Annotated in this window: 26 protein-coding genes and 1 tRNA gene; 20 read left to right on the top strand and 7 right to left on the bottom strand. The window is 67.3% G+C overall.

Annotated elements, in window-relative coordinates; genetic code table 11:
- Positions 1 to 21 precede the first annotated feature (21 nt).
- Positions 22 to 1341: a branched-chain amino acid ABC transporter substrate-binding protein gene (locus ACR2MZ_RS12300; protein ID WP_434005326.1), complete on the bottom strand. Its 1320-nt coding sequence runs from the start codon at positions 1339 to 1341 to the stop codon at positions 22 to 24.
- 464 nt (positions 1342 to 1805) lie between these two features.
- Here ACR2MZ_RS12300 and ACR2MZ_RS12295 point away from each other — a divergent pair, with 464 nt between their 5' ends.
- From ACR2MZ_RS12295 to hisI, 8 genes are read left to right on the top strand one after another with little or no spacing between them, the layout of a single operon-like run.
- The gene (locus tag ACR2MZ_RS12295; RefSeq protein ID WP_434005325.1) at positions 1806 to 2651 is read left to right on the top strand and encodes a tetratricopeptide repeat protein; all 846 of its coding nucleotides are present in this window, start codon (positions 1806 to 1808) and stop codon (positions 2649 to 2651) included.
- Between the two features lie 14 nt (positions 2652 to 2665).
- Positions 2666 to 3964: an ATP phosphoribosyltransferase regulatory subunit gene (gene hisZ / locus ACR2MZ_RS12290; protein ID WP_434005374.1), complete on the top strand. Its 1299-nt coding sequence runs from the start codon at positions 2666 to 2668 to the stop codon at positions 3962 to 3964.
- Positions 3961 to 4590, top strand: coding sequence for an ATP phosphoribosyltransferase (gene hisG, locus ACR2MZ_RS12285; RefSeq protein ID WP_434005324.1), 630 nt, complete (start codon positions 3961 to 3963; stop codon positions 4588 to 4590). The genes hisZ and hisG overlap by 4 nt, the downstream gene beginning before the upstream one ends.
- The gene (gene hisD / locus ACR2MZ_RS12280; protein WP_434005323.1) at positions 4590 to 5867 is read left to right on the top strand and encodes a histidinol dehydrogenase; all 1278 of its coding nucleotides are present in this window, start codon (positions 4590 to 4592) and stop codon (positions 5865 to 5867) included. Before hisG ends, hisD begins: the two co-directional genes overlap by 1 nt.
- A complete protein-coding gene (hisB, locus tag ACR2MZ_RS12275; RefSeq protein ID WP_434005322.1) occupies positions 5867 to 6466 on the top strand; it encodes an imidazoleglycerol-phosphate dehydratase HisB in 600 nt (199 codons plus the stop codon). The genes hisD and hisB overlap by 1 nt, the downstream gene beginning before the upstream one ends.
- Positions 6467 to 6485: 19 nt before the next feature.
- A complete protein-coding gene (hisH, locus tag ACR2MZ_RS12270) occupies positions 6486 to 7085 on the top strand; it encodes an imidazole glycerol phosphate synthase subunit HisH (protein WP_434005321.1) in 600 nt (199 codons plus the stop codon).
- Between the two features lies 1 nt (position 7086).
- Positions 7087 to 7848 (top strand): imidazole glycerol phosphate synthase subunit HisF, encoded by a 762-nt coding sequence (hisF, locus tag ACR2MZ_RS12265; protein WP_434005320.1) that lies wholly within the window; start codon positions 7087 to 7089, stop codon positions 7846 to 7848.
- Positions 7845 to 8147: a phosphoribosyl-AMP cyclohydrolase gene (hisI, locus tag ACR2MZ_RS12260; protein ID WP_434005373.1), complete on the top strand. Its 303-nt coding sequence runs from the start codon at positions 7845 to 7847 to the stop codon at positions 8145 to 8147. Before hisF ends, hisI begins: the two co-directional genes overlap by 4 nt.
- 32 nt (positions 8148 to 8179) lie before the next feature.
- Here the strand turns inward: hisI and ACR2MZ_RS12255 are convergent, their stop codons facing one another.
- From ACR2MZ_RS12255 to ACR2MZ_RS12230, 6 genes are all read right to left on the bottom strand, one after another.
- On the bottom strand, positions 8180 to 8827 hold the full coding sequence (locus tag ACR2MZ_RS12255; RefSeq protein ID WP_434005319.1) for an acetate uptake transporter: 648 nt from the start codon (positions 8825 to 8827) through the stop codon (positions 8180 to 8182).
- A 167-nt stretch (positions 8828 to 8994) separates the two neighbouring features.
- Positions 8995 to 9780, bottom strand: a complete 786-nt coding sequence (locus ACR2MZ_RS12250; protein ID WP_434005318.1) for a methyltransferase domain-containing protein — start codon at positions 9778 to 9780, stop codon at positions 8995 to 8997.
- Between the two features lie 26 nt (positions 9781 to 9806).
- The gene (locus ACR2MZ_RS12245) at positions 9807 to 10400 is read right to left on the bottom strand and encodes a DUF1989 domain-containing protein (RefSeq protein ID WP_434005372.1); all 594 of its coding nucleotides are present in this window, start codon (positions 10398 to 10400) and stop codon (positions 9807 to 9809) included.
- Positions 10393 to 11100, bottom strand: a complete 708-nt coding sequence (gene gntA, locus ACR2MZ_RS12240) for a guanitoxin biosynthesis heme-dependent pre-guanitoxin N-hydroxylase GntA (protein ID WP_434005317.1) — start codon at positions 11098 to 11100, stop codon at positions 10393 to 10395. The genes ACR2MZ_RS12245 and gntA overlap by 8 nt, the downstream gene beginning before the upstream one ends.
- Positions 11097 to 12137, bottom strand: a complete 1041-nt coding sequence (locus tag ACR2MZ_RS12235) for a glycosyltransferase family 2 protein (protein ID WP_434005316.1) — start codon at positions 12135 to 12137, stop codon at positions 11097 to 11099. The genes gntA and ACR2MZ_RS12235 overlap by 4 nt, the downstream gene beginning before the upstream one ends.
- Before the next feature lie 101 nt (positions 12138 to 12238).
- A complete protein-coding gene (locus tag ACR2MZ_RS12230; RefSeq protein ID WP_434005315.1) occupies positions 12239 to 12523 on the bottom strand; it encodes a DUF427 domain-containing protein in 285 nt (94 codons plus the stop codon).
- A gap of 95 nt (positions 12524 to 12618) precedes the next feature.
- On the opposite strand from ACR2MZ_RS12230, the gene argC reads away from it, so the two are divergent.
- From argC to ACR2MZ_RS12170, 12 genes are all read left to right on the top strand, one after another.
- Entirely contained in the window at positions 12619 to 13632 is a 1014-nt protein-coding gene (gene argC / locus ACR2MZ_RS12225; protein ID WP_434005314.1) for an N-acetyl-gamma-glutamyl-phosphate reductase, read from the top strand.
- Complete coding sequence (argJ, locus tag ACR2MZ_RS12220) at positions 13623 to 14873, top strand: bifunctional glutamate N-acetyltransferase/amino-acid acetyltransferase ArgJ (protein ID WP_434005313.1); 1251 nt, start codon at positions 13623 to 13625, stop codon at positions 14871 to 14873. The genes argC and argJ overlap by 10 nt, the downstream gene beginning before the upstream one ends.
- A complete protein-coding gene (argB, locus tag ACR2MZ_RS12215; RefSeq protein WP_434005312.1) occupies positions 14870 to 15724 on the top strand; it encodes an acetylglutamate kinase in 855 nt (284 codons plus the stop codon). Before argJ ends, argB begins: the two co-directional genes overlap by 4 nt.
- Positions 15721 to 16902, top strand: coding sequence for an acetylornithine transaminase (locus ACR2MZ_RS12210; RefSeq protein ID WP_434005311.1), 1182 nt, complete (start codon positions 15721 to 15723; stop codon positions 16900 to 16902). Before argB ends, ACR2MZ_RS12210 begins: the two co-directional genes overlap by 4 nt.
- 5 nt (positions 16903 to 16907) lie before the next feature.
- Positions 16908 to 17324: an arginine repressor gene (locus tag ACR2MZ_RS12205; RefSeq protein ID WP_434005310.1), complete on the top strand. Its 417-nt coding sequence runs from the start codon at positions 16908 to 16910 to the stop codon at positions 17322 to 17324.
- A 1-nt stretch (position 17325) separates the two neighbouring features.
- Positions 17326 to 18582, top strand: coding sequence for an argininosuccinate synthase (locus tag ACR2MZ_RS12200; RefSeq protein ID WP_434005309.1), 1257 nt, complete (start codon positions 17326 to 17328; stop codon positions 18580 to 18582).
- A gap of 6 nt (positions 18583 to 18588) precedes the next feature.
- Positions 18589 to 19920: an argininosuccinate lyase gene (argH, locus tag ACR2MZ_RS12195; RefSeq protein WP_434005308.1), complete on the top strand. Its 1332-nt coding sequence runs from the start codon at positions 18589 to 18591 to the stop codon at positions 19918 to 19920.
- Between the two features lie 44 nt (positions 19921 to 19964).
- Positions 19965 to 20432 (top strand): transcription elongation factor GreA, encoded by a 468-nt coding sequence (gene greA, locus ACR2MZ_RS12190; protein WP_434005371.1) that lies wholly within the window; start codon positions 19965 to 19967, stop codon positions 20430 to 20432.
- A 49-nt stretch (positions 20433 to 20481) separates the two neighbouring features.
- Positions 20482 to 21888, top strand: coding sequence for a lysine--tRNA ligase (locus ACR2MZ_RS12185; RefSeq protein ID WP_434005307.1), 1407 nt, complete (start codon positions 20482 to 20484; stop codon positions 21886 to 21888).
- Positions 21889 to 21893: 5 nt separating this feature from the next.
- A complete protein-coding gene (gene serS, locus ACR2MZ_RS12180) occupies positions 21894 to 23159 on the top strand; it encodes a serine--tRNA ligase (RefSeq protein ID WP_434005306.1) in 1266 nt (421 codons plus the stop codon).
- Between the two features lie 46 nt (positions 23160 to 23205).
- Complete coding sequence (locus tag ACR2MZ_RS12175; protein WP_434005305.1) at positions 23206 to 23670, top strand: SRPBCC family protein; 465 nt, start codon at positions 23206 to 23208, stop codon at positions 23668 to 23670.
- A 71-nt stretch (positions 23671 to 23741) separates the two neighbouring features.
- Positions 23742 to 23833 (top strand) — tRNA-Ser (locus tag ACR2MZ_RS12170).
- Positions 23834 to 23960: the final 127 nt, after the last annotated feature.

The raw sequence follows: 23960 nt of genomic DNA, 5'->3' as shown, positions 1-23960 counted from the left end.
CCTGAGAAAAGACCTATCTACCTAGGACGTCTTCACAGTCGGCTTGTCTTCGCCGAAGTTCTCCTGCCCGACCCACGGCTCGTCGTTAGCCTTCTTGGGGTCGGCGCTGTCGTACTTGTAGATCGAGATGATCTTGACGCTGGTGTCGCCGTTCGCATCAAAGCTGGTCGAACCCAGGGCACCCTGGTAATTCTTGGTGGAAGCGGCTGCCTTGCGCACACCGTCACGCTTGGGCATGTTGCCGCCGTTGTCGTCGATCGCCTTGCTGATCGCGTTGATCAGGATGCCTCCGGCATCGGTCGCCACGATCGAGTAGGCGGTGTAGTCGGCGGGATCGGGGTAGGCCTTCTTGTAGCCGTCGATCACCGACTTGGCGGAAGGAACGTGGACAGGGTCCACTGCCGCGATCGAGGCGAAGACGTTCGGGGCCATGGCGCCGGCCTGGCCGACGCACTCACCGTCCTGGACAATGCCGTCACCCCCACCGAAGGGAGTGGTGGCGTCGAAGATGCCGTTCATCTGGGCGCGGACCTGGCAGACCTTCGTGCCTGTCGTGCCGCCCACGTAGATGCCCTGCGCGCCGGCGTTCTTGGCGGCAGTGAGGAAGGGCTTGAAGTCAGTCGTGTTCTGGTCGTAGTCGTTGCGGGGGCCGACTACCTGGCCGCCCTTGGCCTTGAACTCAGCGGTGAAGGCGTCAGCTATGCCCTTGCCGTAGGTCTGGTTGTCAGAGGCGACCCCTACCTTCTGGATCTTCAGAACCTGGAGGAAGTAGTCAGCCATCGCCGGGCCCTGATAGTCGTCGGTGGTCACAACGCGGAAGTAGTTGTTCGGGTTGCTCTTGCGAAGCTGCTTGGCCAGGCCGCCACAGCCCGCGTCGTAGGGAAAGCGCGAGTCAGCATTGTCCTTCGTCAGGCAGACGCCCGTGTTGGCGGGGCTGATCATCGTCAGGTTCGCGTCGGCCGCGATGGGGATCTCAGTCTTGGCCACGTTTGAATTCAGCGGGCCCACGAAGCCAAGCAGTTTGGTATCGCCGACCATCGCCTGGACGTTCTGGGCGCCCTTCTGAGGGTCGTGCACTCCGTTCACAGCGTCGTCGAAGGGGATCACCTTGATGGTGAAGCCCTTGACCTTGCCGGCTCGCTGAGCGGCGTACTGGACGCCCTTCAGGATCGGTTGACCCTGGGTGCTCTCGGTGCCTGACAGTGGCATCTCCACGCCTATGTGGATCTCACCCTTGTCAGCTGTGCTGCTGCTGCCGCCGCTACTGCCGCCGCAGGCTGCCGCGGCCAGGCTGGCCGCAAACACGACCGCGACCGGTCTCAGACCTTTCAGTCTCGTCATTCACTTCTCCCTTCAGAAACCTCTGAAGCAATCTGGTTACCTTCCCTCGTCCTCTTCCCGGGCGGGTGTCCGGGGCGAGAGTGCACCGACGGGGGATAGCCCGCCCCGTAGGACGTGCATAGTACTCCGACGCCAATACTGCTCAGCCGGAGTCCCTCTGTCAAGTCGCCCGTATGCGGAGGCGTCCGCCTGGCACGGGCAAGGGGAGGCAGGCCTCCCCTTCCGGAACCCCACCGGGTTTGTGCTTAGCCTCAGGTCAGTGGCTGCGCCGGTTGCTCTCGTGAAGCCGGCATCGGTGCCTGGGCCGAGGTCGTGTACGGGCCGGGATGAACCCGGCCTATCGACCTAACGCCAGCACTCAGCCCCGGAGACGCCGATAGGCGCGCCCGGTCCACCTATACTAGACAGTCCGGCGCAGCGCACCCGCTCGCCATGATCCTGAAGCAGCAGTTGGAGCGCGCCCGTTGAGCACTCAGACCAAAGAGCCAGCCAAGTCGAAGTCCGTCTATGTGGACCAGGCGGTCCAGTGCGCCGTGGACGCGCGCTGGGAGGAGGCAGCGGACTTGAACCGCGAGCTGGTCGACGCCTACGGCCCCGACGAGAGTGCCTACAACCGGCTGGGCAAGGCCCTGACTGAGCTGGGCAAGCTGAAGGATGCGCGGGAGGCCTATGAGTCGGCCCTGAAGCTCAACCCCATGAACCCGGTCGCCCGCAAGAACGCCGAGAAGCTGAAGGGCCTGATGAGCGCCAAGCAGGCTCTGAAGGGCGGAACAGTGAAGGTCGACTTGAGCCTCTTCGTGGAGGAGATGGGCAAGACTGTGGTCACCACGCTCAAGGCGGCGGCAGGCGACGTCTGCTCCAAGGTGGTCCCGGGCGACGTGGCCGAGCTTCGCGTCGAGGGTGACGGGGTGGAGGTCGACACAGTGCGCGGCGTCCGCGTCGGCAGTCTGGAGGCCAAGCTGGCCCGCCGGCTGCTGAAGTTCATCCAGGGCGGCAACCGCTATCAGGTGGGGGTCATGTCCTGCGACGGCAGCACTGTCAAGGTGATCCTCCGCGAGCTCTACCAGGATCCAAAGTTCATGGGCAAGCCCAGCTTTCCGATTGTTCGCAAGCGAGAGACCGAATTTCGTCCCTACACGCGGGAGAATCTCATCAACCGCGACGCTGACGCCTTCGTCCTCGACGACGAGGAGAGCGATGACCTGGTCGCCGGCAGCGAGGCCGAATTGGAGGAAGAGGAAGGCATGCATGAGGTGGTCGACGATGAGGACGACGCCGAAGGCGAGGTCGACGACGAGGACGAAGAGTAGGTTGCTGGAGCCCAATAGCCGGAGGTCTCTTCACCAGGCCGTCTAGCCCGCTCAGCCGGCGCGACATTCCAGGCCTGAGCGACCTGCTGCCCGAGACGGCGGAGGCGACCCGCCGCAGCCAGGAGGCTGTGCTGGCGGAGATGCGTCGCTGGGGCTACCGCTACGTCGTCACGCCCTCCTTGGAGCGCGTCGATCTGCTTGCGCTGGGCCTGGACGAAGAGGAGCGCCGGCGCCTCTTCAAGCTGGTCGACCAGGATGGGTCCGTCCTGGGCCTGGTCTCCGAGCGCACTGTGCCGGTGGCGCGGCTGGTGGCCGGCAAGCTCCGCGGAGCGCCCCTGCCGCTGCGTCTCTGCTACGCCGGACCCGTGCTGAGCAACCACCCTGAAGGTTTCAGCCGACAGCGGGAGACCCAGCAGGTGGGAGCGGAGTTGATAGGCGCCTCGGGCCCACTTGCCGACTCCGAGGTGATCGCCCTGGCTGTTCAAGCGCTGGCGGCCGCGGGCCTGCGGCGCTACCAGGTCGATGTGGGTCACTCAGGCTTCTTCATGGGCCTGCTGGAGGGGCTGAAGCTGCCCGAGGCTGCCAAGGCGGCGGTCAAGGCGCAGCTCGTCGCCCGGGACTTTGTGGGCCTGGAAGCGATCCTGAACGAAACTCCGCTCCGGCGCGAGGAGCACCAGCTGCTGCTGCGCTTCCCCGCGCTGCGAGGTGGTCCGGAGATCTTGGACGCCGCCGCCGGCCTGGTCCGCAACCGGCGTTCCGACGCCGCGCTCTCGGAGCTTCGCCGGGTGCATGAGCTGCTGGCTCTGCACGGCCTGGAAGCGCCGGTCTCGCTGGACCTGGGCGCGATCCGCGACTTTGACTACTACACAGGCGTCACCTTCGAGGGCTACGGACCCGATCTCGGCAGGCCGCTCGCCCAGGGCGGTCGCTACGACACTCTGCTGGCGCGGTTCGGACGTCCGGCTCCCGCCACCGGGTTCGTGATCCACCTGGACCGGGTGGGTGAGGCCCTGCAGCGCGCAGGCGTCCAACCTGATCCTGTGCACCTGGAGGCGGCGATCGCCTGGAGCCAGGGCGGGCTGGAGGTCGCCCTTCGCCTCGGTCAGGCACTGCGGGGCTTCGGTCTGCGAACAGTCGTCAGCACCGAGCCTCGGGCGGCGCCGACGGCGCGCAGCTGGGCGACCGGTCTGGGCGCTCGCGGCTATTGCCATGTCAACGCGCGAGGGGAGATAGCGGTTGGTCGGGACAGGGGCTGGCTCCGCCTGTCCCTGGCGGACGCGGTGGCGCAGCTGGCAGGGACGAGCGCCCGGTGATCACCATCGCCATCCCGACGGGCACCCTTCTGGACGACTCCCTGGGGCTGCTGCGGAGAGCAGGTGTGGTCGATCTGAACCGCGCCGAGCTGGGCCGCAAGCTGCTCGTGGAGAAGGCAGGACTTCGCTGCGTTCTGGTTCGTCCCGCCGACGTGGCTGCCTACGTGAATCACGGTGCGGCCGACCTCGGAATTGCGGGCAAGGACCAGCTGTGGGAGGCCCCGGGCGGCCATTACGAGCTGGTGGACCTCGGCTTTGGCGCCTGCAGCATGATAGTGGCTGTGCCGGAAGCCTCGCCGCTGGCTGCGCCGGAGACCTGGCCGCCCACGCTGCGCCTGGCCACCAAGTATCCCCTGGCCACCCAGCGGTTCATGCAACGGCTGGGCCAGGTTGTGGAGCTGGTCCACCTCCACGGCTCGATCGAGCTGGCGCCGCTCCTGGGGCTGGTTCACGGCATAGTGGATCTGACCCAGACCGGCCGCACGCTGCGCGAGAACAACCTGCGGGTGGTGGCGATGGTGGGCCGGTCCAGCGCCCGGCTGATAGCCAACCAGGCGTCGCTGAAAACCCGCAGCGACACAGTTCAGGGGCTGGTCACCCGGCTGCGCCAGAGCGTGGAAGCCTGATGCCGCTGCGCCGGTTCGACGCGCCTGGTTGGCGGAGAGAGATGCGCCTGGACCGGCGGCTGAACCTGGGCGGCACCGACGAGCAGCGGGAGAGCGTGACCGCCATCGTCAGAGCGGTGGCTCTGCGCGGCGATGCCGCTCTGGCAGAATACAGCCGTCGCTTCGACGGCTGGGCCCCTCAGTCTGGTGAGTCGTGGGCGGTGTCCCAGGCAGACATGCAGCTGGCCGCCCAGCGTCTTCCAGCCGACCAGATCGCTGCCCTGAAGTTCGCAGCGCAGCGCATCCGCGCCTTCCATGCCGCCCAGACCTACGCCGATGTGGAAGGCCCTGACGGGCTGCAGCTGCTAACCCGGCCAGTGCGCCGAGCGGGCCTCTACGCGCCCGGCGGCCGTGCCGCTTATCCCTCGACTGTGCTGATGACGGGAATCCCAGCCAGGGTGGCAGGGGTCCAACAGGTTGCGCTCGCCACCCCGCCGAACGCGGACGGCAGGGTACCTGACGCAATCCTCGCTGCCGCCGCACTGGCCGGGGTGGACAGCGTCTACCGCATGGGCGGCGCCCAGGCGATCGCGGCCTTCGCCTACGGCACCGAGACTGTGCAGGCGGTGGACGTCATAGCCGGTCCCGGGAACATCTACGTAGCGCTGGCCAAGCGGGAAGTGTTCGGGGCGGTCGGTGTGGACGGTGTGGCTGGTCCGACGGAGATCCTCGTGATAGCAGACGGCCAGGCCGACGCCACGCTGGTGGCGGCGGATCTCGCCTCACAGCTGGAACACGACCCTCTGGCCTGGGCTGTGCTGTTGACCGATTCGGCGGCTCTTGCCGACGCCGCCGAGGAGGGGTTCAGCGAGCTGCAGGTGAGCCTGGAGCGCGCGGACGTGGTGGCGGCGGGCAGAAGCGCGATAGTGCTGACCACCTCACTGGAGGAGGCGGTCGAGCTGGCCAATGAATTCGCCCCTGAGCATCTGGAGATACTTGCCGCCGATCCGGAGCCTCTGCTGGCGCGGGTTGAGAACGCCGGCGCAGTTTTCGTGGGAGCCCTGAGCCCGGTCTCCCTCGGCGACTACGTCATCGGCACCAACCACACGCTGCCCACCGCCGGCTCCGCTCGCCACTCGTCGCCGCTGGGCGTGTACACCTTCCTCAAGCGGACGAGCGTCGCCCGCGTGAACCGGGCGCAGTTCCGAAAGCTGGAGGGGGCGGCGCGGACCCTGGCGCGGCTGGAGGGTCTGACAGCCCACGCGCACGCCATCGCCGCGAGAACCAAGGAGGAGTAGTGGAGAGAGTCGGCAGCTGCGAGCGCAATTCACATGAGACGCAGCTGCGCTGCGAGATCCGGCTCCCGGCCCAAGCCGCCGGCGCCGCGCCCGAGTTCGAGATCAGCACAGGAGTGCCGTTCCTTGACCACATGCTGGAGCAGACCGGGCGCTATGGCTGCTTCCATCTCCGGCTGCTGGGCAGGGGTGACATCCAGGTGGATCCCCACCATCTGCTGGAGGACGCCGGCATCGTCCTCGGCGAGGCCCTCTCCCAGGCCCTTGGCGATCGAGCGGGCATAGCGCGATTCAGCTCCGCCTACGCGCCGCTCGATGACGCGCTGGCGCGGGTGGTGCTGGATCTGGGCAGGCGGCCTTATCTTGCCTACGGCCTCGGTCTGCGAGGCCGGATCGGCAGCCTGGAGTCGGAGACGATCGAGGAGTGGTGGCGGGCCTTCTCCATCCACGCCGGAGCCACCATGCACGTCGACTGCATCCGCGGCCACAACCGGCATCACGTCGCGGAGGCCGCCTTCAAAGCCCTGGGTTTGGCGCTGCGCCAGGCTGTCGCGCAAGAAGGCGGGGCGGGGACGCCCTCTTCCAAAGGGTTGCTGGGTTGAGCGGAGGCGAGGCGTTCTGATGATCGCGATAGTCGACTACGGCCTGGGCAACGTGCGCTCGGTGGCGCGGGCGCTCATGAGAGAGGGCGCCCGGCCCCAGCTCACCGCCGACTTTGGCGAGCTTGCCCGCAGTGAGGGCATCGTGCTGCCCGGCGTGGGCGCGTTCGCCGCTGCTCTCCGCAACCTGGAGAGCGGCAACCTGGGCCGCGGCCTGGTTGAGCTGGCGCGCAAGGGCAAGCCGCTGCTCGGCGTCTGCCTGGGCTACCAGCTGCTTTTCGAGCAGTCGGCTGAGCACGGCCGCCACCAGGGCCTGGGCCTGCTCCGCGGTGAGGTCGTCGAGGTCTCGCGAGCCGAGCGGCTGCCTGTCACCGGTTGGTGCCGCCTTCGGCAGCTGGAGTGGTCACCCCTGCTGGCTGGGGTGGCCGACGACTCCTACTTCTACTTCGTTCACTCGTACACACCCGAAGCCTCGCCCGACGCCGTCGCGGCCGCCGCCCATACCCGGGCCGCGGCGGCCGGCCGGCTGAATGTGCAGGGAACGCAGTTTCACCCGGAGAAGAGCGGCGCCAACGGGCTCCAGATCTATGCCAACTTTCTCGCCATGTGCGGAGCCGGATAACTTGCCCGCTAAGCGCGTGATCCCCTGCCTCGACGTCACGGCTGGTCGGGTGGTGAAGGGCGTTCGCTTCGTCGACCTGCAGGATGCCGGGGACCCAGTCGAGCTGGCGGCGTGGTACGACCGGGAGGGCGCTGATGAGCTCGTCTTCCTCGACATCACTGCCTCTTCGGACCAGCGCCGCATCCTGCTCGACGTGGTGGCCCAGACCGCTGACCAGCTGTTCATCCCGCTCACCGTGGGCGGCGGTGTCCGCTCAGTCGAGGATGTCCAGGAGCTGCTCTCGAACGGTGCCGACAAGGTGGCAGTCAACTCAGCAGCGCTGGCTGATCCGGAGCTTCTGACCGAGGGCGCGGGGCTCTTTGGCGCCCAGTGCATGGTGCTCGCCGTCGACGCTCGTCGCCGCCAGGACGCCCCGGGCTGGGAGGTCTTCTCCCACGGCGGCCGGCGACCCACCGGCCGCGACGCGATCGAATGGGTGCGGGAGGGCGAGAGCCGCGGTGCAGGTGAGATTCTGCTCACCTCAATGGATCGGGACGGGACCAAGGAGGGCTTTGACCTCGATCTCACCCGAGCCGTGAGCGAGGCGGTGCGGCTGCCGGTCATCGCCTCGGGTGGCGCCGGCAGCGCCCAGCATCTGGTCGAGGCGGTGACCACAGGACGAGCGGAGGCAGCGCTGGCCGCCTCCATCTTCCACTTCGGCGAGATCTCGATCGGCCAAGTCAAGGCCGCTCTCGCCGAGGCCGGAGTGGAGGTCAGGCGCTGAGACCCGACTTCTCGCAGGGCCTGATCCCGGCGGTGGCCCAGGACGCGGCGACGGGCGAGGTGTTGATGCTCGCCTACATGGACGGGGAGGCCTGGCGCCATACGCGGGAAACGGGCCGGGCCTGGTTCCACTCGCGCCGCCGCGGGCTCTGGGAGAAGGGCGCCACCTCCGGCAACCACATGGAGGTGGTGGAGATCCGGCTCGACTGCGACGGTGACGCCATCCTGCTCCGCGTCACACCTCAGGGCCCGGCCTGCCACACGGGCGCCCGGAGCTGCTTCTTCAATTCCCCGGAGTAGCTCCGGGCTGGTCGGCTCTCCTGTGCGCTGCCCTACGGCTGGGTGCGGGCCTGCGGGAGCTCGGCCCGTGCGGGGGTCGGCAGTGCGCCCCAGAGCGGCTTGCCCACCGGGAGGAACGGTGTCGCCGCCATGCTGTTGACGACCCCGGCAGCTGACGTGTACCAGGCGACGAGCGCCGTAACGATTCCCATGTAGCCGCCAAGGGTGACCAGCGCGGTGGTGCCACTCAAGTATCCGAGGAACAGCAGGATCTCCGTGATCTCCAGGGTCAGGAAGACTCCGAAGACCGCCCAGTTGACCCTGGCGGCCCAGGCCAACATGTAGGTGTTGAAGATCGCGAAGGCCAGCACGAACCAGCCCAGGCTGTGCGTCACGTCGGCAGCTGCCACCTTCCCGGCCAGGACCAGGACGATGAACGCTGCCAGCGAGAGCCAGAAGGCGCCGTAGGACGAGAACGCGGTGGCCCCGAAGGTGTTGCGGTTCTTGAACTCCCACATACCGGCCGCGAACTGGGCGAGGCCGCCATAGAAGAACGCCAGGCCCACGAAGATGAGCTCCGGCGCCCAGCCGGCGTTGTGAGCGCTGAGCACGAAGGTGGTGAGGGCGAAAGCGGCCAGACCCAACGGGGCCGGATCCGCGACCGGGAGCACCGGTCTCGTTTCCTCTGCCAGCTCAGACATTTACTCCCTCCTCTGCGTTCGGTCTGCCAACTGCTCTAAGCGAGGATTTCCTTCACGCGGTGAGTGCATCGTACGCCCTCTTCTGCGGAACTTGGGCACGTTGTCGGCGTCGGCATTCAAGACGCGGTCAACCCGTGCCAGCAGCCACAGTGGTCATGGCCAGCCGGTCATTTGCGACCCACCGCCAGGACCTGGCCCTCACAGAGGTAGAAGTCAGTGTGGTTCAGGGGGTGGTCCTGGTGGGCGGGATCTCGCAGCCGAGACCACGCCTCGAGGTCAGCGTCAGGCAGCGCCTGGTTGGAGGCGACCGCGGCCAGGAACGCGAGCCACTCGGCGAAAAAGCCGCGCTCCTGGTCAGTGAGAGGAGCCCAGCGTTCGATCAGCTCGCTCTTCTGCCAGACCGACTGGAGGCCAGCGTGCTCCAACCAGCGGCGCAGCTCACGACCCCGCACTGAGCCGCGGGACTGCACGCTGGCGGTCACCGATTCGGCGCAGACCTGCGCCAGCCGGGCGAGGAGAAACGGATCGCCCGGGTGGACACGCATCAGGAGCATGTCGACGTCTTTGACAGCAACCAAACCGCCAGGCTTCACCACCCGCTTGAACTCGAGCAGCGCGCGCGCCAGCTCCTCGTCGCTCAGGTACTGGCCGACGTTGGCGCACCACACGGCAGCAAAGCTGGAGTCCGGATAGGGCAGGTTCAGCACTGAACCTGTGCGCGCCTGAAAGCCGGCCTTGCGCGCCGCGGCCACGTTCGCCGGCGCCTGGTCGACCGCCTCCAGCCCGCCACTCTCGCCGACCAGCTCGCTCAGCAGGGGCAGGAAGCTGCCGGAACCGCAGCCGGCGTCGAGCACGCGATCACCGTTCCGGATGCCGGCTCTCCGCAGCATGGACTCGTACTCAGGCCGGCAGGCGACAAAGTGCGCGTCGAGCCAGAGCTCATCGGTCAGCACCTGACCGGCGGCGGCCTCGTGGGAGCTCAGCTGAAGACCTCGTAGTCGATCGGCTTGAAGGCGTAGTTGTTGGACATCTCGGCCGAGCAGGCGGTGAGGCCGACTATCAGGTCGAGCTCGGCCCTGAACACTATCTGATCACCAGCCCGGGAGAGCGGGCGGGCGACGGTGAGCCTGCCGTCGGCGGCCACCTGGACGTTCATGAACACGTTGAAGGTGGTGGGGATGCGGCTCTCCGCAATGCCGAAGGGCGCCAGGTTCCCGCTCAGGTTTTCGAGGCAGCTCGGATGGTGGCCGTTTTGCTTATAGATGATGCGAAAGGTCTCGGGGCTGCAGGGAGTGAGAAGGAAGTCGTGACGGCCGACGTCGTCTCGCTCGATCGTGAGCAGCGGCCGGCTGCGGTTGGAATAGAGGATGTGGCCGGTGGTGAGAAAGAGGGTCTCGTTGTAGTCAAGGCTGCGGCCTGAGGAGAGCACCTCGTCCACGTCGTCGGCGGCGAAGGCCATCAGGTCGGCCACCTGCTCGCCGCAGGGATCAACCACCCGCAGCCGCTCCCCGGCCGCCAGCCGGAACGCCGTGCCGGTCTGGGGGGCGAGCCTCGCCCGGTTCACGTCAGTCAGTTTGGTCCTCTGTGAAGCTGACGGGACAGCGCCAGCCCGGCGGCACCTGCCGGCCTGAATATTGGCGAGACTCAGGCGCAAGGCCAAAGTCGGCCAGGTTGGGGTTCAGGCTGCCCTGCAGCTCCACCTCTCGTCGCCGAATCGCTTCCCGCAAGCGGCTGAAGCGACCCTCGGTGCGAAGGCGAGCGAACTGATCGTGGGGGTTGAACGCGAGGGCGGGCCAGTCGAAGCGACGAGCCAGACGGCTCGCCTCCGGATGCAGGCCGACCACAAAGAAGGCTTGGCCGCCGAAGCTGAAGCCGAAGTGGGGGCTCTGCGGGTCTCGATCCACGCCGGCGTCCCAATCGGACTGCTCGCTATCCCAACGGTGCAGGTCCGCGAGCTGCTGCCAGAGCCGCGCTTCGAAGCGGACCTCATCCAGGTCGCGGGGGCCGCTGAAACAGGCGATGTAGCTGGCGAAGCCGGGCGCCTGTCGGCGATGTCCCGCGGCGAAACGGTTCAGGTCGCTGGCCAGCCGGCGAGTGGTCGCCCTCGAGCCGAGCTCACCGTAGCGGCGAGCTTGCAACCCGCCCTGGTGAAGTGCGGATTTGGCCCCCAGACAGGAAAAGCTGGGCGCCTCCAAGAACTCGGTCAGAGCCGCCAGTGAATCAGCGTCAGGTGCGGCGTCAAGCCGACCGCCAGCCGAGTGCTCGACGATCATGACTGCGCCTCACTCAGCGGATGACGGCGGCGAAGAGCCGCCGACGAGCTGGCCGCCCGGGTCAGCAGGCCGCCTCGGTAGCGCACCCCGCCCAGCCAGAGCCTCGAGCCGACTGCCAGCCAGCTGCAGACGCCGCGCTCCAACACCCAGGCCGGCGCCAGCCAGGAACTGGAGGCGGGAAACACTGTGCGGCCTGAGTCCCGGCGTCGACCCAGTTCAGCCAGGCCCACCCAGGACGCGGCGACGACGGCCAGCCCGGCCCAGCTGCGGCGAGCTGCCAGGGCGACGCTAAGCGGCAGCACGGCCAGCCAGACGGCGAGCCGCCAGGGCCTGGCGAACTCGTCGTAGGCCTGGCGAACCCGCTGACCCCAGAACTGTCTCTGGCTGGGGGGCTGGCGCCGGACGAAGAGATCGCCGAGCACCCGCTCGCGGCCGCCGGTGCTCTGCACGGTCCGCACCAGCTCCAGGTTCTCGAAGAGCACGCTGCCGTTATAGCCGCCGCTGGCAGCCAGCCGGGAGCGGCGCACGGCCAGGGTGCCAGGCCAGTCGCCACCAGTGGCGCGGTTGATCAGGCTGCGGGCGGTATCCCAGCGGGCGTGCCAGGGCAGGGGAGAGAAATAGTTCTGGGGCCTCACCACATCGGCCTCGGTGAGCGCGTCGACGAGCCTGCGCAGCTGAGGCAGGTCGTAGCGAACATCGTCGTCAGCGATGACCAGAGCTTCCTGTCCCGCGGCGGCCAGTCCCGTGAGCACGCCCCAGACCTTGCCGTTCTGGCAGCGGAGCGCAGGTGCCGGCCGGAGCTGCGTCACAGTGTCTCCCCAGAGCTGGGTGTGGGCGGAGTACACGGGATCCGGGGAGGCGTCGACCACTATCACCTCCACATGCGCCGAGAGCAAGTCAAGATAGGCTGCCAGCTCAGCGTCGGAAGGGTCTGACCGATCGCGGCGGAGGGGCAGGACGTAGGTGGCCGGGAGCGTCTCTGCAATCCCAGCCTGCGCCGGTTGCCCCTCGCCGGCCAGCGCCTTCGCGGTTTTCATGTTGAGTGACAGCGAGTGTATAAGGACTTCTACGCTGGGCAGTCGCTCAAAAGCTGAAGCGCCGCGGCCTGATATCACACAGTGAGGCCGTGCCGCGTGGTCTAGCCCTCTACCTCAACTCCCTTCCAGAAGGCCACGTGGTCCTTGATCTGCTGGGCGGCGGCCTTCGGTGCGGGGTAGTACCAGGCCGCGTCGGTGTTGGTCTCGCCCTTGGCGAGAACGTTGTAATAGCTCGCTTCGCCCTTCCAGGGACAGGTACTGTGCGCCTCGGAAGGCTGAAGTACCCCTTCAGTGACCGAATCCGGGGGAAAGTAGTGGTTCCCCTCCACGACGACTGTCGAATCGCTCTCCGCCAGGACTGCACCGTTCCAAGTTGCTCTTGCCATGGCCATGGAACCGGCGCCGCCCGACCTTCATTCCGGCAAGCAGCGCAAGCGCCAGACCTGCATAAAGATGCGTCACCTTGTATGTTTATGCAGGTATGAGGAGGGTTCGAGCAGCCGTCGCCGGGGCCAACGGCTATGCGGGAATGACGCTGGTCAACCTCCTCGAACTACATCCGGGCGTCGAGCTGGCCCAGCTCACCTCGCGCTCGTTCGCCGGCCGGCCTTACCAATCGGTCTTTCCTCTGTTGGAGCGGAAAGGCGAATTTCTGGCCGCACCGGAGCCCGAGCAGGTCGACGTCATCTTCAGCTGCCTGCCCCACAACGTCGGCGCCGGTCTGGCCGCCGAGTGGCTGACCCGCGGGGTGCGCGTCATCGACCTCAGCGCCGACTTTCGGCTCAAGGACGCCAATCAGTATCCGCGCTGGTATGGGCAGGACCACCCCAGCCCTGGAGTGCTGGCCCAGGCGGTGTTCGGGCTGCCCGAACTTCATGCCGCGGAATTGCCCCAGGCGCGATTGATAGCCGTCCCCGGCTGCTACTCGACCGCCTCCATTCTCGCCCTGGCGCCTGCTGTGAAGGCTGGCCTGGCGGGCCCCGATGTGGTGGTCGACGCCAAGTCTGGAGTCTCGGGCGCCGGCCGCAGCGTCGGTCTCGGCACTCACTTTTCGGAGGTGAGCGACTCAGTTCACGCATATGCGGTCAGCGGCCACCGGCACCTGGCCGAGCTGACGCAGGAGCTGTGCTCACTGGCGCCGGCCAAGCCGCCGCAGCTGACCTTCGTGCCCCACCTGATCCCCATGGTGCGGGGCATCCTCACCACCTGCTACTTCGACCTCATGAGCCCGCGCGATGAGCTGGAGAAGGTGTATTTCGACTTCTACGCCGGCCAGCCGTTCACCCAGGTGCTGCGGGAGCCGGCTGCCACCAAACTTGCCGCGCACACCAACCGCTGCCTCATCAACGTCTCTCAGCAGGGACCGAAGGCAGTCGTGACTGCTGCCATCGACAACCTCTTGAAGGGGGCCGCGGGCCAGGCGGTCGAGTGCTTCAACCTGGCCTTCGCCTTCGAGCGGGGGGAAGGCCTGCGGCTGGCCGCGCAGTGGCCGTGACCGCCCCCATCCGGCACATCGAGGGCGGCCTCACAGCGCCGCGGGGCTGGCAGGCAGGTGTGGCGGTCTGCGGGGTCAAGGCCTTCACCGCAGGAGCCAGCGCTCTCGGGGACGAGCAGCGGGAGGACCTGACTGTCCTCTACAGCGAATCAGCCTGCGACGCCGGCGGCGTCTTCACCACCAACCGGGTGAAGAGCGCCTCGGTCATCATCGACCAGCTTCACCTGGCCAACAACCGGGTCCAGGCCCTGGTGGTGTGCTCGGGAAACGCCAACGCCTGCACGGGAGCGCAGGGCTTCAAGGACGCCCTTCAGATGGCCAAACAGACAGCTGACCGGCTTGACCTGGATCCCAACCAGGTCCTGGTAGGTACCACCGGTGTGATAGGCCGGAACCTGCCCATGGACGCGGTGAAGCGAGGCATCGCCCATGCGTGCAACCGCCTGGGCAGAGACCAGGGCGAGCTCGCCGCTCGCGCCATCATGACCACCGACACTCGGCCCAAGACCCATGCTGTGGAGCTGGAAATGGCTGGCGTGACTGTGCGGGTGGGCGGCATGGCCAAGGGCTCGGGCATGATCCATCCCAACCTGGCGACCATGCTTGCGTTCATATCCACCGACGCCGCGGTGGCCCCGGGCTGGCTCAAGGCGATCACCAAGCGAGTCGCCGACCGCAGCTTCAACCAGGTGACAGTGGACGGAGACTCTTCGACCAACGACACCTTCCTCATCCTGGCCAACGCCGCCGCGGGCAACGAGCCGGTAGAGCCGGCGACGCCCGAAGCTGAGCTGTTGGAGGGGGCGATAGTGGCTGTCGCCCGAGAGCTCGCTCGCTCGATAGCTCAGGACGGCGAAGGCGCCACCAAGCTCATCACCGTGCGAGTGACAGGCGCCGCCGACTCAGAGCAGGCGCGGCTGGCGGCGCGCACAGTCGCGTCCTCCAGCCTGGTCAAGACAGCTGTTCACGGCGGCGACCCCAACTGGGGCCGGATCCTCTGCGCGCTGGGCTACAGCGGTGCTGAGCTGGCCCTCGACAGGCTCCGGCTGGAGATCGCCGGGCTGCCCATCTTCAGCCTGGGAGCAGGGCTGGACGTGGATCTAAGTGCCGTCCGGCGGGCCTTCGAGGGGGCGGAGATCGAGATCCACGCGGAGCTCGGACTGGGCAGCGGTGAAGCCGAGGCCTGGGGCTGCGACCTCTCCGCTGAGTACGTGCACATCAACGCGGACTACACGACATGACAGAGGAGGAGGCCGTGACCCTCGACGTGCAGGCTCGGGCCCAGGTGCTGGTCGAGGCCCTGCCTTACATCAAGCGCTTCCACAATCGGATAGTCGTCGTCAAAGTGGGCGGCAACGCGATCGAGCAGCGCAAGGAGGAGACGCTGCTGGACATAGTGCTGCTGCGCTATGTGGGCATGCTGCCGGTCCTGGTCCACGGCGGCGGTCCGGAGATCTCCGCCCTGTCGGGCCGGCTTGGCCTCACTTCTGAGTTTCGCAACGGGCTGCGCGTCACCGACGAGCAGACCATGGAAGTAGTCAAGATGGTGCTGACCGGCAAGGTCAATCCTGATTTGGTGGCACGCCTCAACCGGCTGGGCGGGCAGGCGGTGGGCATGTCAGGCGAGGACGGGCCCAGCATCATCGCGAGCGAACTCGATCCTGCCTTGGGTTTCGTGGGCAAGGTGACCCAGGTTAACCCCGAGCCGATCACGGCCCTGATCGACCGCGGCTACGTGCCGATCATCGCCTCCATCGGACTCGGCTACGACGGCAACTCCTACAACATCAACGCTGACACCGTGGCGGCCGAGATAGCTGTTGCCCTGCGCGCGGCAAAGCTGATCCTGATGACCGACGTCACCGGCATCCTCGATGGCGAGGGTCAGGTCAGGAGCGAGATCAAGCGTGCCAGCGCCGAACGGATGCTCACCCGGGGTGAGGTCACGGGCGGCATGATCCCCAAGCTGCAGGCCTGCCTGCGCTCACTCGAGGCGGTGCCGCTGGCCCACATCATCGACGGTCGCCTGCCGCACTCGCTCCTGCTTGAGCTCTTCACCGAGGGCGGCATCGGCACGATGGTGACACCGTGAGCGCAGAAAACCTGGCCGAGCTCGAACACCGCTATCTGATGGGCACCTTCAAGCGGTTGCCCATCACGCTGGCCTCAGGTAAGGGGGCGGTGGCGGTGGACAGCGACGGTCGCGAGTACCTGGACCTGGTGGGAGGGCTGGCCGTCAACGTCTTGGGCCACGCCCATCCAGCCGTCGCCCAGGCTGTCGCTGAGCAGGCTCAGCGCCTGATCCACGCCTCCAACCTCTACTACACCGAACCCCAGGTGCAGCTGGCGCAGCGGCTGGTCGAGCTGGCCTTTCCGAGCCGGGTCTTCTTCTGCAACAGCGGCGCCGAGGCGAATGAGTGCGCCATCAAGCTGGCGCGCAAGTGGGGCAGCCTGAACCGCGGCGGCGCTAACGAGATCATCGCCGCCGAGGGCGCCTTCCACGGCCGGACTCTGGCCACCGTCACGGCCGGCGGCACGGCCAAGTACAAGGAGCCGTTCGCGCCTCTGCCCGAAGGCTTCTGCCACATCCCCTACGGCGACATTGGGGCGCTGAAGCGGATGACCGGTGAGCGCACTGCGGCTGTACTGCTGGAGCCGATCCTGGGCGAGTCGGGAGTGGTGGTGCCGCCCGCGGGCTTCCTGAAGCAGGTGCGGGAGTGGTGCGACGAACAGAACCTCCTCTTGATCCTGGACGAGGTGCAAACCGGCCTCGGCCGGACAGGCAACTGGTTCGCACATCAGCACGAGGGCATAGCACCTGACGTGATGACGCTGGCCAAGGGGCTGGGCGGGGGGGTGCCGATCGGCGCCTGCCTGGCGGCGCCGCGGGCCGACGTGCTCGAGGCAGGTGATCACGGCTCGACTTTCGGCGGCAACCCGCTCGCCTGCGCGGCGGGGCTGGCGGTCCTCAAGACGATCGAGGAGCAGAGCCTTGTTGAGCAGTCCCTGGAGCTCGGCGAGCTGCTCCAGTCGGAGCTGGCAGGTCTCGCCGGGGTCAGCGAAGTACGGGGCCGAGGGCTCATGCAGGCGGTGGTCTTCCAGGAGCCCGTCGCTCGCGACCTGCAGCTCCAGAGCCTGAAGCACGGTGTGATAGTCAACGCGACCGACGACCACACCTTGCGGTTGGTGCCGCCGCTCGTCATCACCGCCGACCAGATCGAGCAAGCTGTCGAGCGCGTCCGGGCTGCCCAGGCGGATCTGAGCCGGTGACGAGCATGGCGGCGCCGACCAAGAGCAAGGAAGAGCGGCGGCGGGCGATCCTGCGGCTGGTCCGCCGCCGCTCCCTGCACACCCAGCAGGAGCTCTCCCAGGAGCTGGCCCAGCTTGGCATCCACGCCACCCAGGCGACCGTCTCGCGGGATATCCAGGAGCTGGGGCTGGTGCGCACTTCTGACGGCTATCGCACTGCTGTGCCCGTCTCGGCTGCGGGCGAGCTGGTGCTCTCGGCCACCCAGGTGGAGTTTCTCGCTGTGATCCGCACGCCGCCCGGCACTGCCAGTCTGGTCGCGCGGACCATCGACGAATCGGCGCTGGACGAGATCGCCGGCACCCTGGCCGGGGACGACACGATCATCGTCGTGCTGACCCGCGCCGACGCCTATCCGCGGCTCTGCTCGTTTCTGGGGGTCTGAGTTGCCTGAATCGGGTGAAAAGCTGGTCCTTGCCTACTCGGGCGGACTCGACACTTCGGTCGCCATCCGCTGGCTCAAGGACCAGGGCTACGAAGTGGTGGCCCTGACCATCGACCTGGGCGAGAACAGGGATCTCGATGCCATCCAGCAGCGGGCGCTGCTGGTCGGCGCGGTGGCAGCCTACGTGGTCGACGGCAAGGTGCCGTTCCTGCGCGACTTCGTCTGGCCCTCCCTGCAGACAGGGGCCCTCTATGAGAAGGAGTATCCGCTGGCCACCGCGCTGGGCAGGCCGCTCATCGCGGCCATGCTGGTCCAGATCGCCCGCCGCGAGGGTGCGCAGGGCATCGCTCACGGCTGCACCGGCAAGGGTAACGATCAGGTGCGCTTCGACATCGCGACGGCCGCGCTGGCGCCCGAGCTCAGGGTGGTGGCCCCGGTCAGGGAGTGGGGGATGAACCGCGACGATGAGATCGAGTACGCGCGCCAGCACGGCATCCCGGTGCCCGCCTCGGTCGAGTCGCCCTACTCGGTCGACGCCAACCTCTGGGGACGCTCGATCGAGGCCGGCGTCCTGGAGGATCCCTGGGCCGAGCCTCCGGCCGAGGTCTACGAGTGGACGGTGGACCCGGCCAAGGCTCCTGACGAACCCGCCTACGTCGAGCTGTCCTTCCAAGACGGCCTGCCGATCGCGCTGGACGGTATGCCGACCAACGCTGTGGAGCTGGTCGAGACCCTGAACCGCATAGGCGGTGAGCACGGCGTGGGCAGGATCGACCACCTGGAGAACCGGCTGGTGGGCATCAAGTCGCGCGAGATCTACGAGGCGCCGGCGGCGATGCTCTTGCTCCAGGCCCACCAGGCGCTGGAGGACATCACGCTGCCGAAGGACGTCGCCCGGTTCAAGGACGTTGTTGGCCAGCAGTGGGCGCAGATGGTCTACGACGGTCTCTGGTTCAGCCCGCTGCGCGAGGCGCTCTACGCCTTCGTCGCCCACACGCAGCGGCACGTCTCCGGTGAGGTGCGGCTGAAGCTCTACAAGGGCCACGCCAGCGTCGCGGGCCGGAAGGCGCCGGAGCAGCTCTACCGCATGGAACTGGCGACCTACGGCCGCGGCGACGAGTTCGACCAGGGGGCCGCCGCCGGCTTCATCAAGCTGTTCGGCATGGGTGTGCGCACTGCCTCTGAGGTTCAGGGCAAGCTCTCCAGCCTGGATCTCGAGAAGCTGCTGCCGGCCGACCTGAAGCGGCTCACTCCCTAGAGATTGATGCCAACCTCCGCCAAGGGCAAGCTCTACAGCGGCCGCTTCCACGAGGGGCTGCTGCCTGAGCTGGAGGGCTTCTCCAGCTCTCTGGAGATCGATGTCGAGCTGGCGCCACACGACATAGCCGGCTCGATCGCCCACGCCCGCGGGCTCCAGGCGGCGGGGCTCCTGACGAAGGGTCAGCTGCGGAGCGTCGAGAAGGGCCTGAAACGGGTGGGAGAGGAGATCGCTGGCGGTACGTTTGACTTCCAGGAGTCGGACGAGGACATTCACACAGCCGTGGAGCGGCGGCTCACCGAGCTGGCGCCGGACGCCGGCGCGCGCCTCCACGCCGGCCGCTCCCGCAACGACCAGGTGGCGCTGGATCTGCGGCTCTACTGTCGGGCCGCCTCCGGGGCGCTGGTCACGGCCCTGGCGGCCCTGATCTCCGCCCTGGGGGAGCAGGCCCGCCGTCACGCCGCCACGGCAATGCCTGGCTACACGCATCTCCAGCGGGCGCAGCCGATCACTGTGGGCTGGCATCTGCTGGCTCACGCCGAGCCGCTGCTGCGAGACGCGGAGCGGGTGCGCCATGCCTATGCGTTCGCAGATCTACTGCCGCTGGGCTCGGGCGCGCTGGCCGGCAGCACCCTGCCGCTCCTGCGCCAGCACGTTGCGGACGAGCTCGGCTTCTCTGGTTTGACAGCCAACACTGTGGATGCGGTGGCGGACCGCGACTTTGCCCTGGATCTGATCTACGCCTGCGCCTCCATCGCCATCCACCTGAGCCGGTTGGGCGAGGACTTCGTGCTCTGGGCCAGCGCCGAGTTCGGTTTCATCCAGCTCGCCGATCGGGTGGCGACAGGTTCCAGCCTCATGCCCCAGAAGAAGAACCCCGACATCGCTGAGCTGATCCGAGGTCGGAGCGGCAGGGCGATAGGCTCGCTCATGAGCCTCCTTCTTGTCCTGAAGGGCCTGCCGCTGGCGTACGACCGTGACCTGCAGGAGGACAAGATAGCCCTCTTTCCGGCCGTCGAGAACGCCCTCGACTGCCTGGAGGCGGCGCGGCTGCTGGTGGTGAACCTGGCCTTCGACTCGGAGCGCTTGGCGCAGGGGTTGGGCGATCCCGGCCTCTACGCCACTGATACCGCTGAGCAGCTCGTCGGCCGGGGTGTCGCCTTCCGGGAAGCGCATCAGCAGGTGGCCGCGGCGGTGCGAGAGGGCAGGCACCAGCCACCCTGGGGAGCCGAGCGTTCGCTGGAGCTGCGCGGCCTGGACACGACAGGTCGTGTCACAGCCCTCGAGGCAGAGGTGGGCGAACTGCAACAGTGGGCCGCGAGCCATCCTCCTTCTTGAGCGGCACGTTTCCTGGCGCCGGCAGTAGAATCGGCGGCTCGCTGATGGAGGGCAAGCCAGTACTGCTCACCGTTGAAGGTTTGCGCCAGCTCGAGGCGGAGCTGAAGCACCTGGTGACTGTGCGCCGGGTTGAGGTAGCTGACCGCATCCGGCAGGCGCGCGATTTCGGCGAGATAGCCGAGAACGCCGAATACATCGAGGCGAAGAATGAGCAGGGGCTGGTCGAGGGCCGCATCCAGACGCTGGAGGGCCTGCTCCAGAGCGCTGTGCTGATCGAGGAGGCGCCGCGAGAGACCGGTGTGGTCACCGTCGGCACCCAGGTTGAAGTCCTCTCGGCCGAAGGCAGCGAGACCTACTCCATCGTGGGCGCGGCGGAAGCCGATCCCCTGGGCGGCCGGATCTCCAATGAGAGCCCGCTGGGCAGAGCCCTGCTGGGCAGGCGTGCTGGCGACGAGGTCACCTGGTCTTCGCCCGGCGGCATCAGCTCGGGCAAGATCTTGAGAGTCAGTTAGGTGAATCTCAGCTAGGCGATAGGGCAGCTTCCCTACCCTGAATCCGTCCATGGATTCGCCCCCCGACCACTTCGACGCGTCCGGCGAGATGCGAGATCGATTGGAGAAGCTGTCGGCGCTTCGCCAGGCGGGGGTGGAGCCGTACCCGCCCCGCTTCTCTCGCGATCACACAGCGGCTCAGGTGCGCAGCCGCGTGGAGGCGGAGGGCCAGGTGGAGCGGGTGACGGTGGCGGGCCGTCTGCTCGCCAAGCGGGGGTCGGGCGGTATGACCTTCGCTCCGCTGCAGGACCGGAGCGGACAAATCCAGCTGGTGGCGCAGCGCGACGTCGTGGGCGAGGCTGCCTACGCCGGCTTTGCGGATCTGGATCGAGGCGACATCGTCGGCGCCAGCGGGCCGGCGCGAAAGACCCGGCGCGGCGAGCCGAGCGTTTGGCTGGACTCATTCCGGCTGCTTGCCAAGTCCCTGCGGCCGCTGCCCGAGAAATGGCACGGCCTGAAGGATGTGGAGACGCGCTACCGGCAGCGCTACGTGGACCTGATAGTGAACGCCGAGTCACGAGAGGTCTTCCTGAAGCGCTCCCGGATCATCAGCGCAGTTCGCCGGCTGCTGGACGCTGACGGATACATCGAGGTGGAGACGCCCACCCTGCAGGAAATTCCTGGTGGCGGTCACGCCAGGCCGTTCAGCACCCACCACAACGCACTCCAGCATGACCTCTACCTCCGCATTGCACTGGAGCTTCCGCTGAAGCGGCTGATAGTCGGCGGCCTGGAGCGGGTCTATGAGATCGGCCGCAACTTTCGCAACGAGGGCATCGACAGAACGCACAGCCCGGAGTTCACCACGCTCGAGTGCTACCACGCGTTCACCGATCTGAGCGGCATGTTGGACCTGACCGAGCGAATCTTCACAGCGGCCGCCGAGGCAGCGGGAACCGAGCTGGAGCCGGAGTACGAGGGTGAGCGGATCGATCTCCGACCTCCCTTTCAGCGCCGGAGCATGGTCGACCTCGTTGCCGAGCAGACAGGGCGCCGGCTCACCGGACTCGAACTGGCGGGGGCGTATGAGGAGCTGGTGGAGCCAGGGATCGTGCAGCCCACCTTTGTCACCGACTATCCGGTGGAGACCTCGCCGCTGGCCCGCCGCCGGGAGGACGATCCCCGGTTCGTGGAGCGGTCGGAGCTCATCATCGGCGGCCGCGAGTACGCCAACGCCTTCACGGAGCTGACCGACCCCATCGACCAGCGCCAGCGCTTCGAGGATCAGCTGGCTCAGAAGTCGGCAGGCTTCGAAGAGGCGCACCCCTTCGATGAGGATTTCGTCCGCGCGCTCGAGTATGGCATGCCGCCGAGCGGGGGGCTCGGGGTAGGGATCGACCGCCTGGTGATGCTGCTGACGGGGCAGGCGGCCATCCGCGACGTCATCCTCTTCCCACAGCTGAAGAAGGAGCAGTAGCCCGCATGCTGGCGATGGAGTTCATCCGGGCCCATCCCGATCAGGTCCGGCGGGCGGCGGCGCTCAAGGGTGAGGACGCGCCGGTGGACCAGCTGCTGGAGGTGGATCGGCGCTGGCGCGAGATGACGGCTGCAGCCGAAACGAGCCGGGCGGAGCAGAACGCGGTCTCCAAGCAGTTCGGCAGCAGCCGCGACCAAACGCTCCTGCCGAGGATGCGAGAGCTGTCCGCGCAGGCGAAGGCGCTCATGGCGCAGGCTGAGGAGCTGGCGCGACAGCGGGATGAGCTGCTGCTCCAGATCCCCAACGTGTTCCACGAGAGCGTGCCGATCGGGGAGACTGCCGACGACAACGTTGTCGTAAGGGAGTGGGGGACGCAGCCCCGCTTCGAATTCACGCCCCGCACGCACTACGACATCGGTGAAGCGCTGGGCATCATGGACTTCGAGCGGGCCGCCCGAGTGGCGGGTTCGCGCTTCGCCTTCCTGAAGGGCGAGGGCGCGCGGCTGGAGCGGGCGATGGTGCAGTTCATGCTCGATCTGCACACGCGCGAGCACGGCTACACCGAGGTGTTGGCGCCGTTCCTGGTGAACACCGCCGCCATGGTCGGCACCGGGCAGCTGCCCAAGTTCGGCGCTGACGCGTTCAAGGTGGTGGGCAGGGATCTCTGGCTCATCCCAACCGCCGAGGTACCTGTCACCAACCTGCACCGGGAGGAGATGCTGGACGCAGCGCAGCTGCCGCTCAACTACGTCGCCTACTCGCCCTGCTTCCGCTCTGAGGCCGGCTCGGCCGGCAAGGACACACGGGGCTACATCCGCCTCCACCAGTTTTCGAAGGTGGAGCTGGTCAAGCTGGTCGAGCCGGACGCCTCGCTCGCCGCGTTGGAAGAGCTGACTGGGCAGGCCGAGGAGGTGCTGCGACGGCTGGGCCTGCATTACCGGGTGCTCAGCATGTGCACTGGCGACATGGGCTTCGGGCAGTACAAGAAGTACGACCTGGAAGCCTGGGCGCCCGGGCTCGGTCGTTACCTGGAGGTGTCTTCCTGCTCGGTGTTCAGCGACTTCCAGGCCCGGCGCGCCAACCTGCGTTACCGCCCAGGCCCCGGCGAGCCACCCCGCTACCTGCACACGCTGAACGGCAGTGCGCTCGCCCTGACCCGGACCCTTGACTGCGTGCTGGAGACCTACCAGCAGCCTGACGGTTCGGTCACCGTGCCGGATGCGCTGCGCCCGTATCTTCTCGGCCTGGACTGCCTGCGGGGATCCTTATAATGCTCATTTGTCGAGATACTTAGGTTTCAAGCGAAAGGAGTACTTCATGTCACGAGTTCAGCAAACCCTCGAGATCCCCGCGCCGGTCCGGGAGGTCTACAACCAATGGACGCAGTTCGAGGGCTTTCCTTCGTTCATGGAAGGCGTGGAGTCGGTCACCCAGCTGGACGACAAGCGCCTGCACTGGAAGGCCGAGGTCGCTGGTCAGAAGCTGGAGTGGGATGCGGAGATCACCGAGCAGGTGCCCGACACCCGCATCGCCTGGCGTAACACCACTGGCCGCACGAACGCCGGCGTGGTTGACTTCCATCGCCTGGACGACGCGCGCTGCGAGGTCTCCCTCGCGATGGACGTCGAGCCGGAGGGACTGAAGGAGCAGGTGGGCGAGAAGCTCGGCTTCCTGGACCGGCAGGTCAAGGGTGATCTCGAGCGCTTCAAGAAGCTGATGGAAGGAGGCGGCAGCGCCAATGGCGGCTGGCGCGGCGAGGTGGCTCCACCTCAGGCGCACTGACGGCGGTTGCCAAGGCAGTCGAGGAGGGCTGGCGTCGGGCGCCGGCCCTCTTTGTATGCTCGCCTGACACCGGAGGGATGGCCGAGTCCGGTTGATGGCAACTGTCTTGAAAACAGTCGTGGCGGCAACGCCACCGGGGGTTCGAATCCCTCTCCCTCCGCCATTGTCATGTCTCAGGAGACAGTGGACCGCTGTCTCAATTGATTGGCGACCACTTTAGGGCTGGTCGAGGGCTGGTAGCTGCGACTCGGGTCGAGGACGAGCTCACGCAAGAGGGATCCGTCGTCGCT

Origin of the sequence: Candidatus Dormiibacter sp. (genome assembly GCF_050999135.1) — a bacterium.
GTDB classification, from domain to species: domain Bacteria; phylum Chloroflexota; class Dormibacteria; order Dormibacterales; family Dormibacteraceae; genus Dormiibacter; species Dormiibacter spiritus.
The sequence above is the reverse complement of the archived record's forward strand: the minus strand, read 5'-3'. Positions and strand labels throughout refer to the sequence as shown.

Bases quoted from the DNA above. Each gene is read 5' to 3' on its own strand.
- ACR2MZ_RS12235 (WP_434005316.1), bottom strand. From the start codon at position 12,137: ATGAAAACCGCGAAGGCGCTGGCCGGCGAGGGGCAACCGGCGCAGGCT.
- ACR2MZ_RS12185 (WP_434005307.1), top strand. From the start codon at position 20,482: ATGGATTCGCCCCCCGACCACTTCGACGCGTCCGGCGAGATGCGAGAT.
- gntA (WP_434005317.1), bottom strand. From the start codon at position 11,100: ATGATCGTCGAGCACTCGGCTGGCGGTCGGCTTGACGCCGCACCTGAC.
- hisH (WP_434005321.1), top strand. From the start codon at position 6,486: ATGATCGCGATAGTCGACTACGGCCTGGGCAACGTGCGCTCGGTGGCG.
- hisD (WP_434005323.1), top strand. From the start codon at position 4,590: ATGCCGCTGCGCCGGTTCGACGCGCCTGGTTGGCGGAGAGAGATGCGC.
- ACR2MZ_RS12255 (WP_434005319.1), bottom strand. From the start codon at position 8,827: ATGTCTGAGCTGGCAGAGGAAACGAGACCGGTGCTCCCGGTCGCGGAT.
- greA (WP_434005371.1), top strand. From the start codon at position 19,965: ATGGAGGGCAAGCCAGTACTGCTCACCGTTGAAGGTTTGCGCCAGCTC.
- argH (WP_434005308.1), top strand. From the start codon at position 18,589: ATGCCAACCTCCGCCAAGGGCAAGCTCTACAGCGGCCGCTTCCACGAG.
- ACR2MZ_RS12230 (WP_434005315.1), bottom strand. From the start codon at position 12,523: ATGGCAAGAGCAACTTGGAACGGTGCAGTCCTGGCGGAGAGCGATTCG.
- argC (WP_434005314.1), top strand. From the start codon at position 12,619: ATGAGGAGGGTTCGAGCAGCCGTCGCCGGGGCCAACGGCTATGCGGGA.
- serS (WP_434005306.1), top strand. From the start codon at position 21,894: ATGCTGGCGATGGAGTTCATCCGGGCCCATCCCGATCAGGTCCGGCGG.
- ACR2MZ_RS12300 (WP_434005326.1), bottom strand. From the start codon at position 1,341: ATGACGAGACTGAAAGGTCTGAGACCGGTCGCGGTCGTGTTTGCGGCC.
- argB (WP_434005312.1), top strand. From the start codon at position 14,870: ATGACAGAGGAGGAGGCCGTGACCCTCGACGTGCAGGCTCGGGCCCAG.
- ACR2MZ_RS12175 (WP_434005305.1), top strand. From the start codon at position 23,206: ATGTCACGAGTTCAGCAAACCCTCGAGATCCCCGCGCCGGTCCGGGAG.
- ACR2MZ_RS12205 (WP_434005310.1), top strand. From the start codon at position 16,908: ATGGCGGCGCCGACCAAGAGCAAGGAAGAGCGGCGGCGGGCGATCCTG.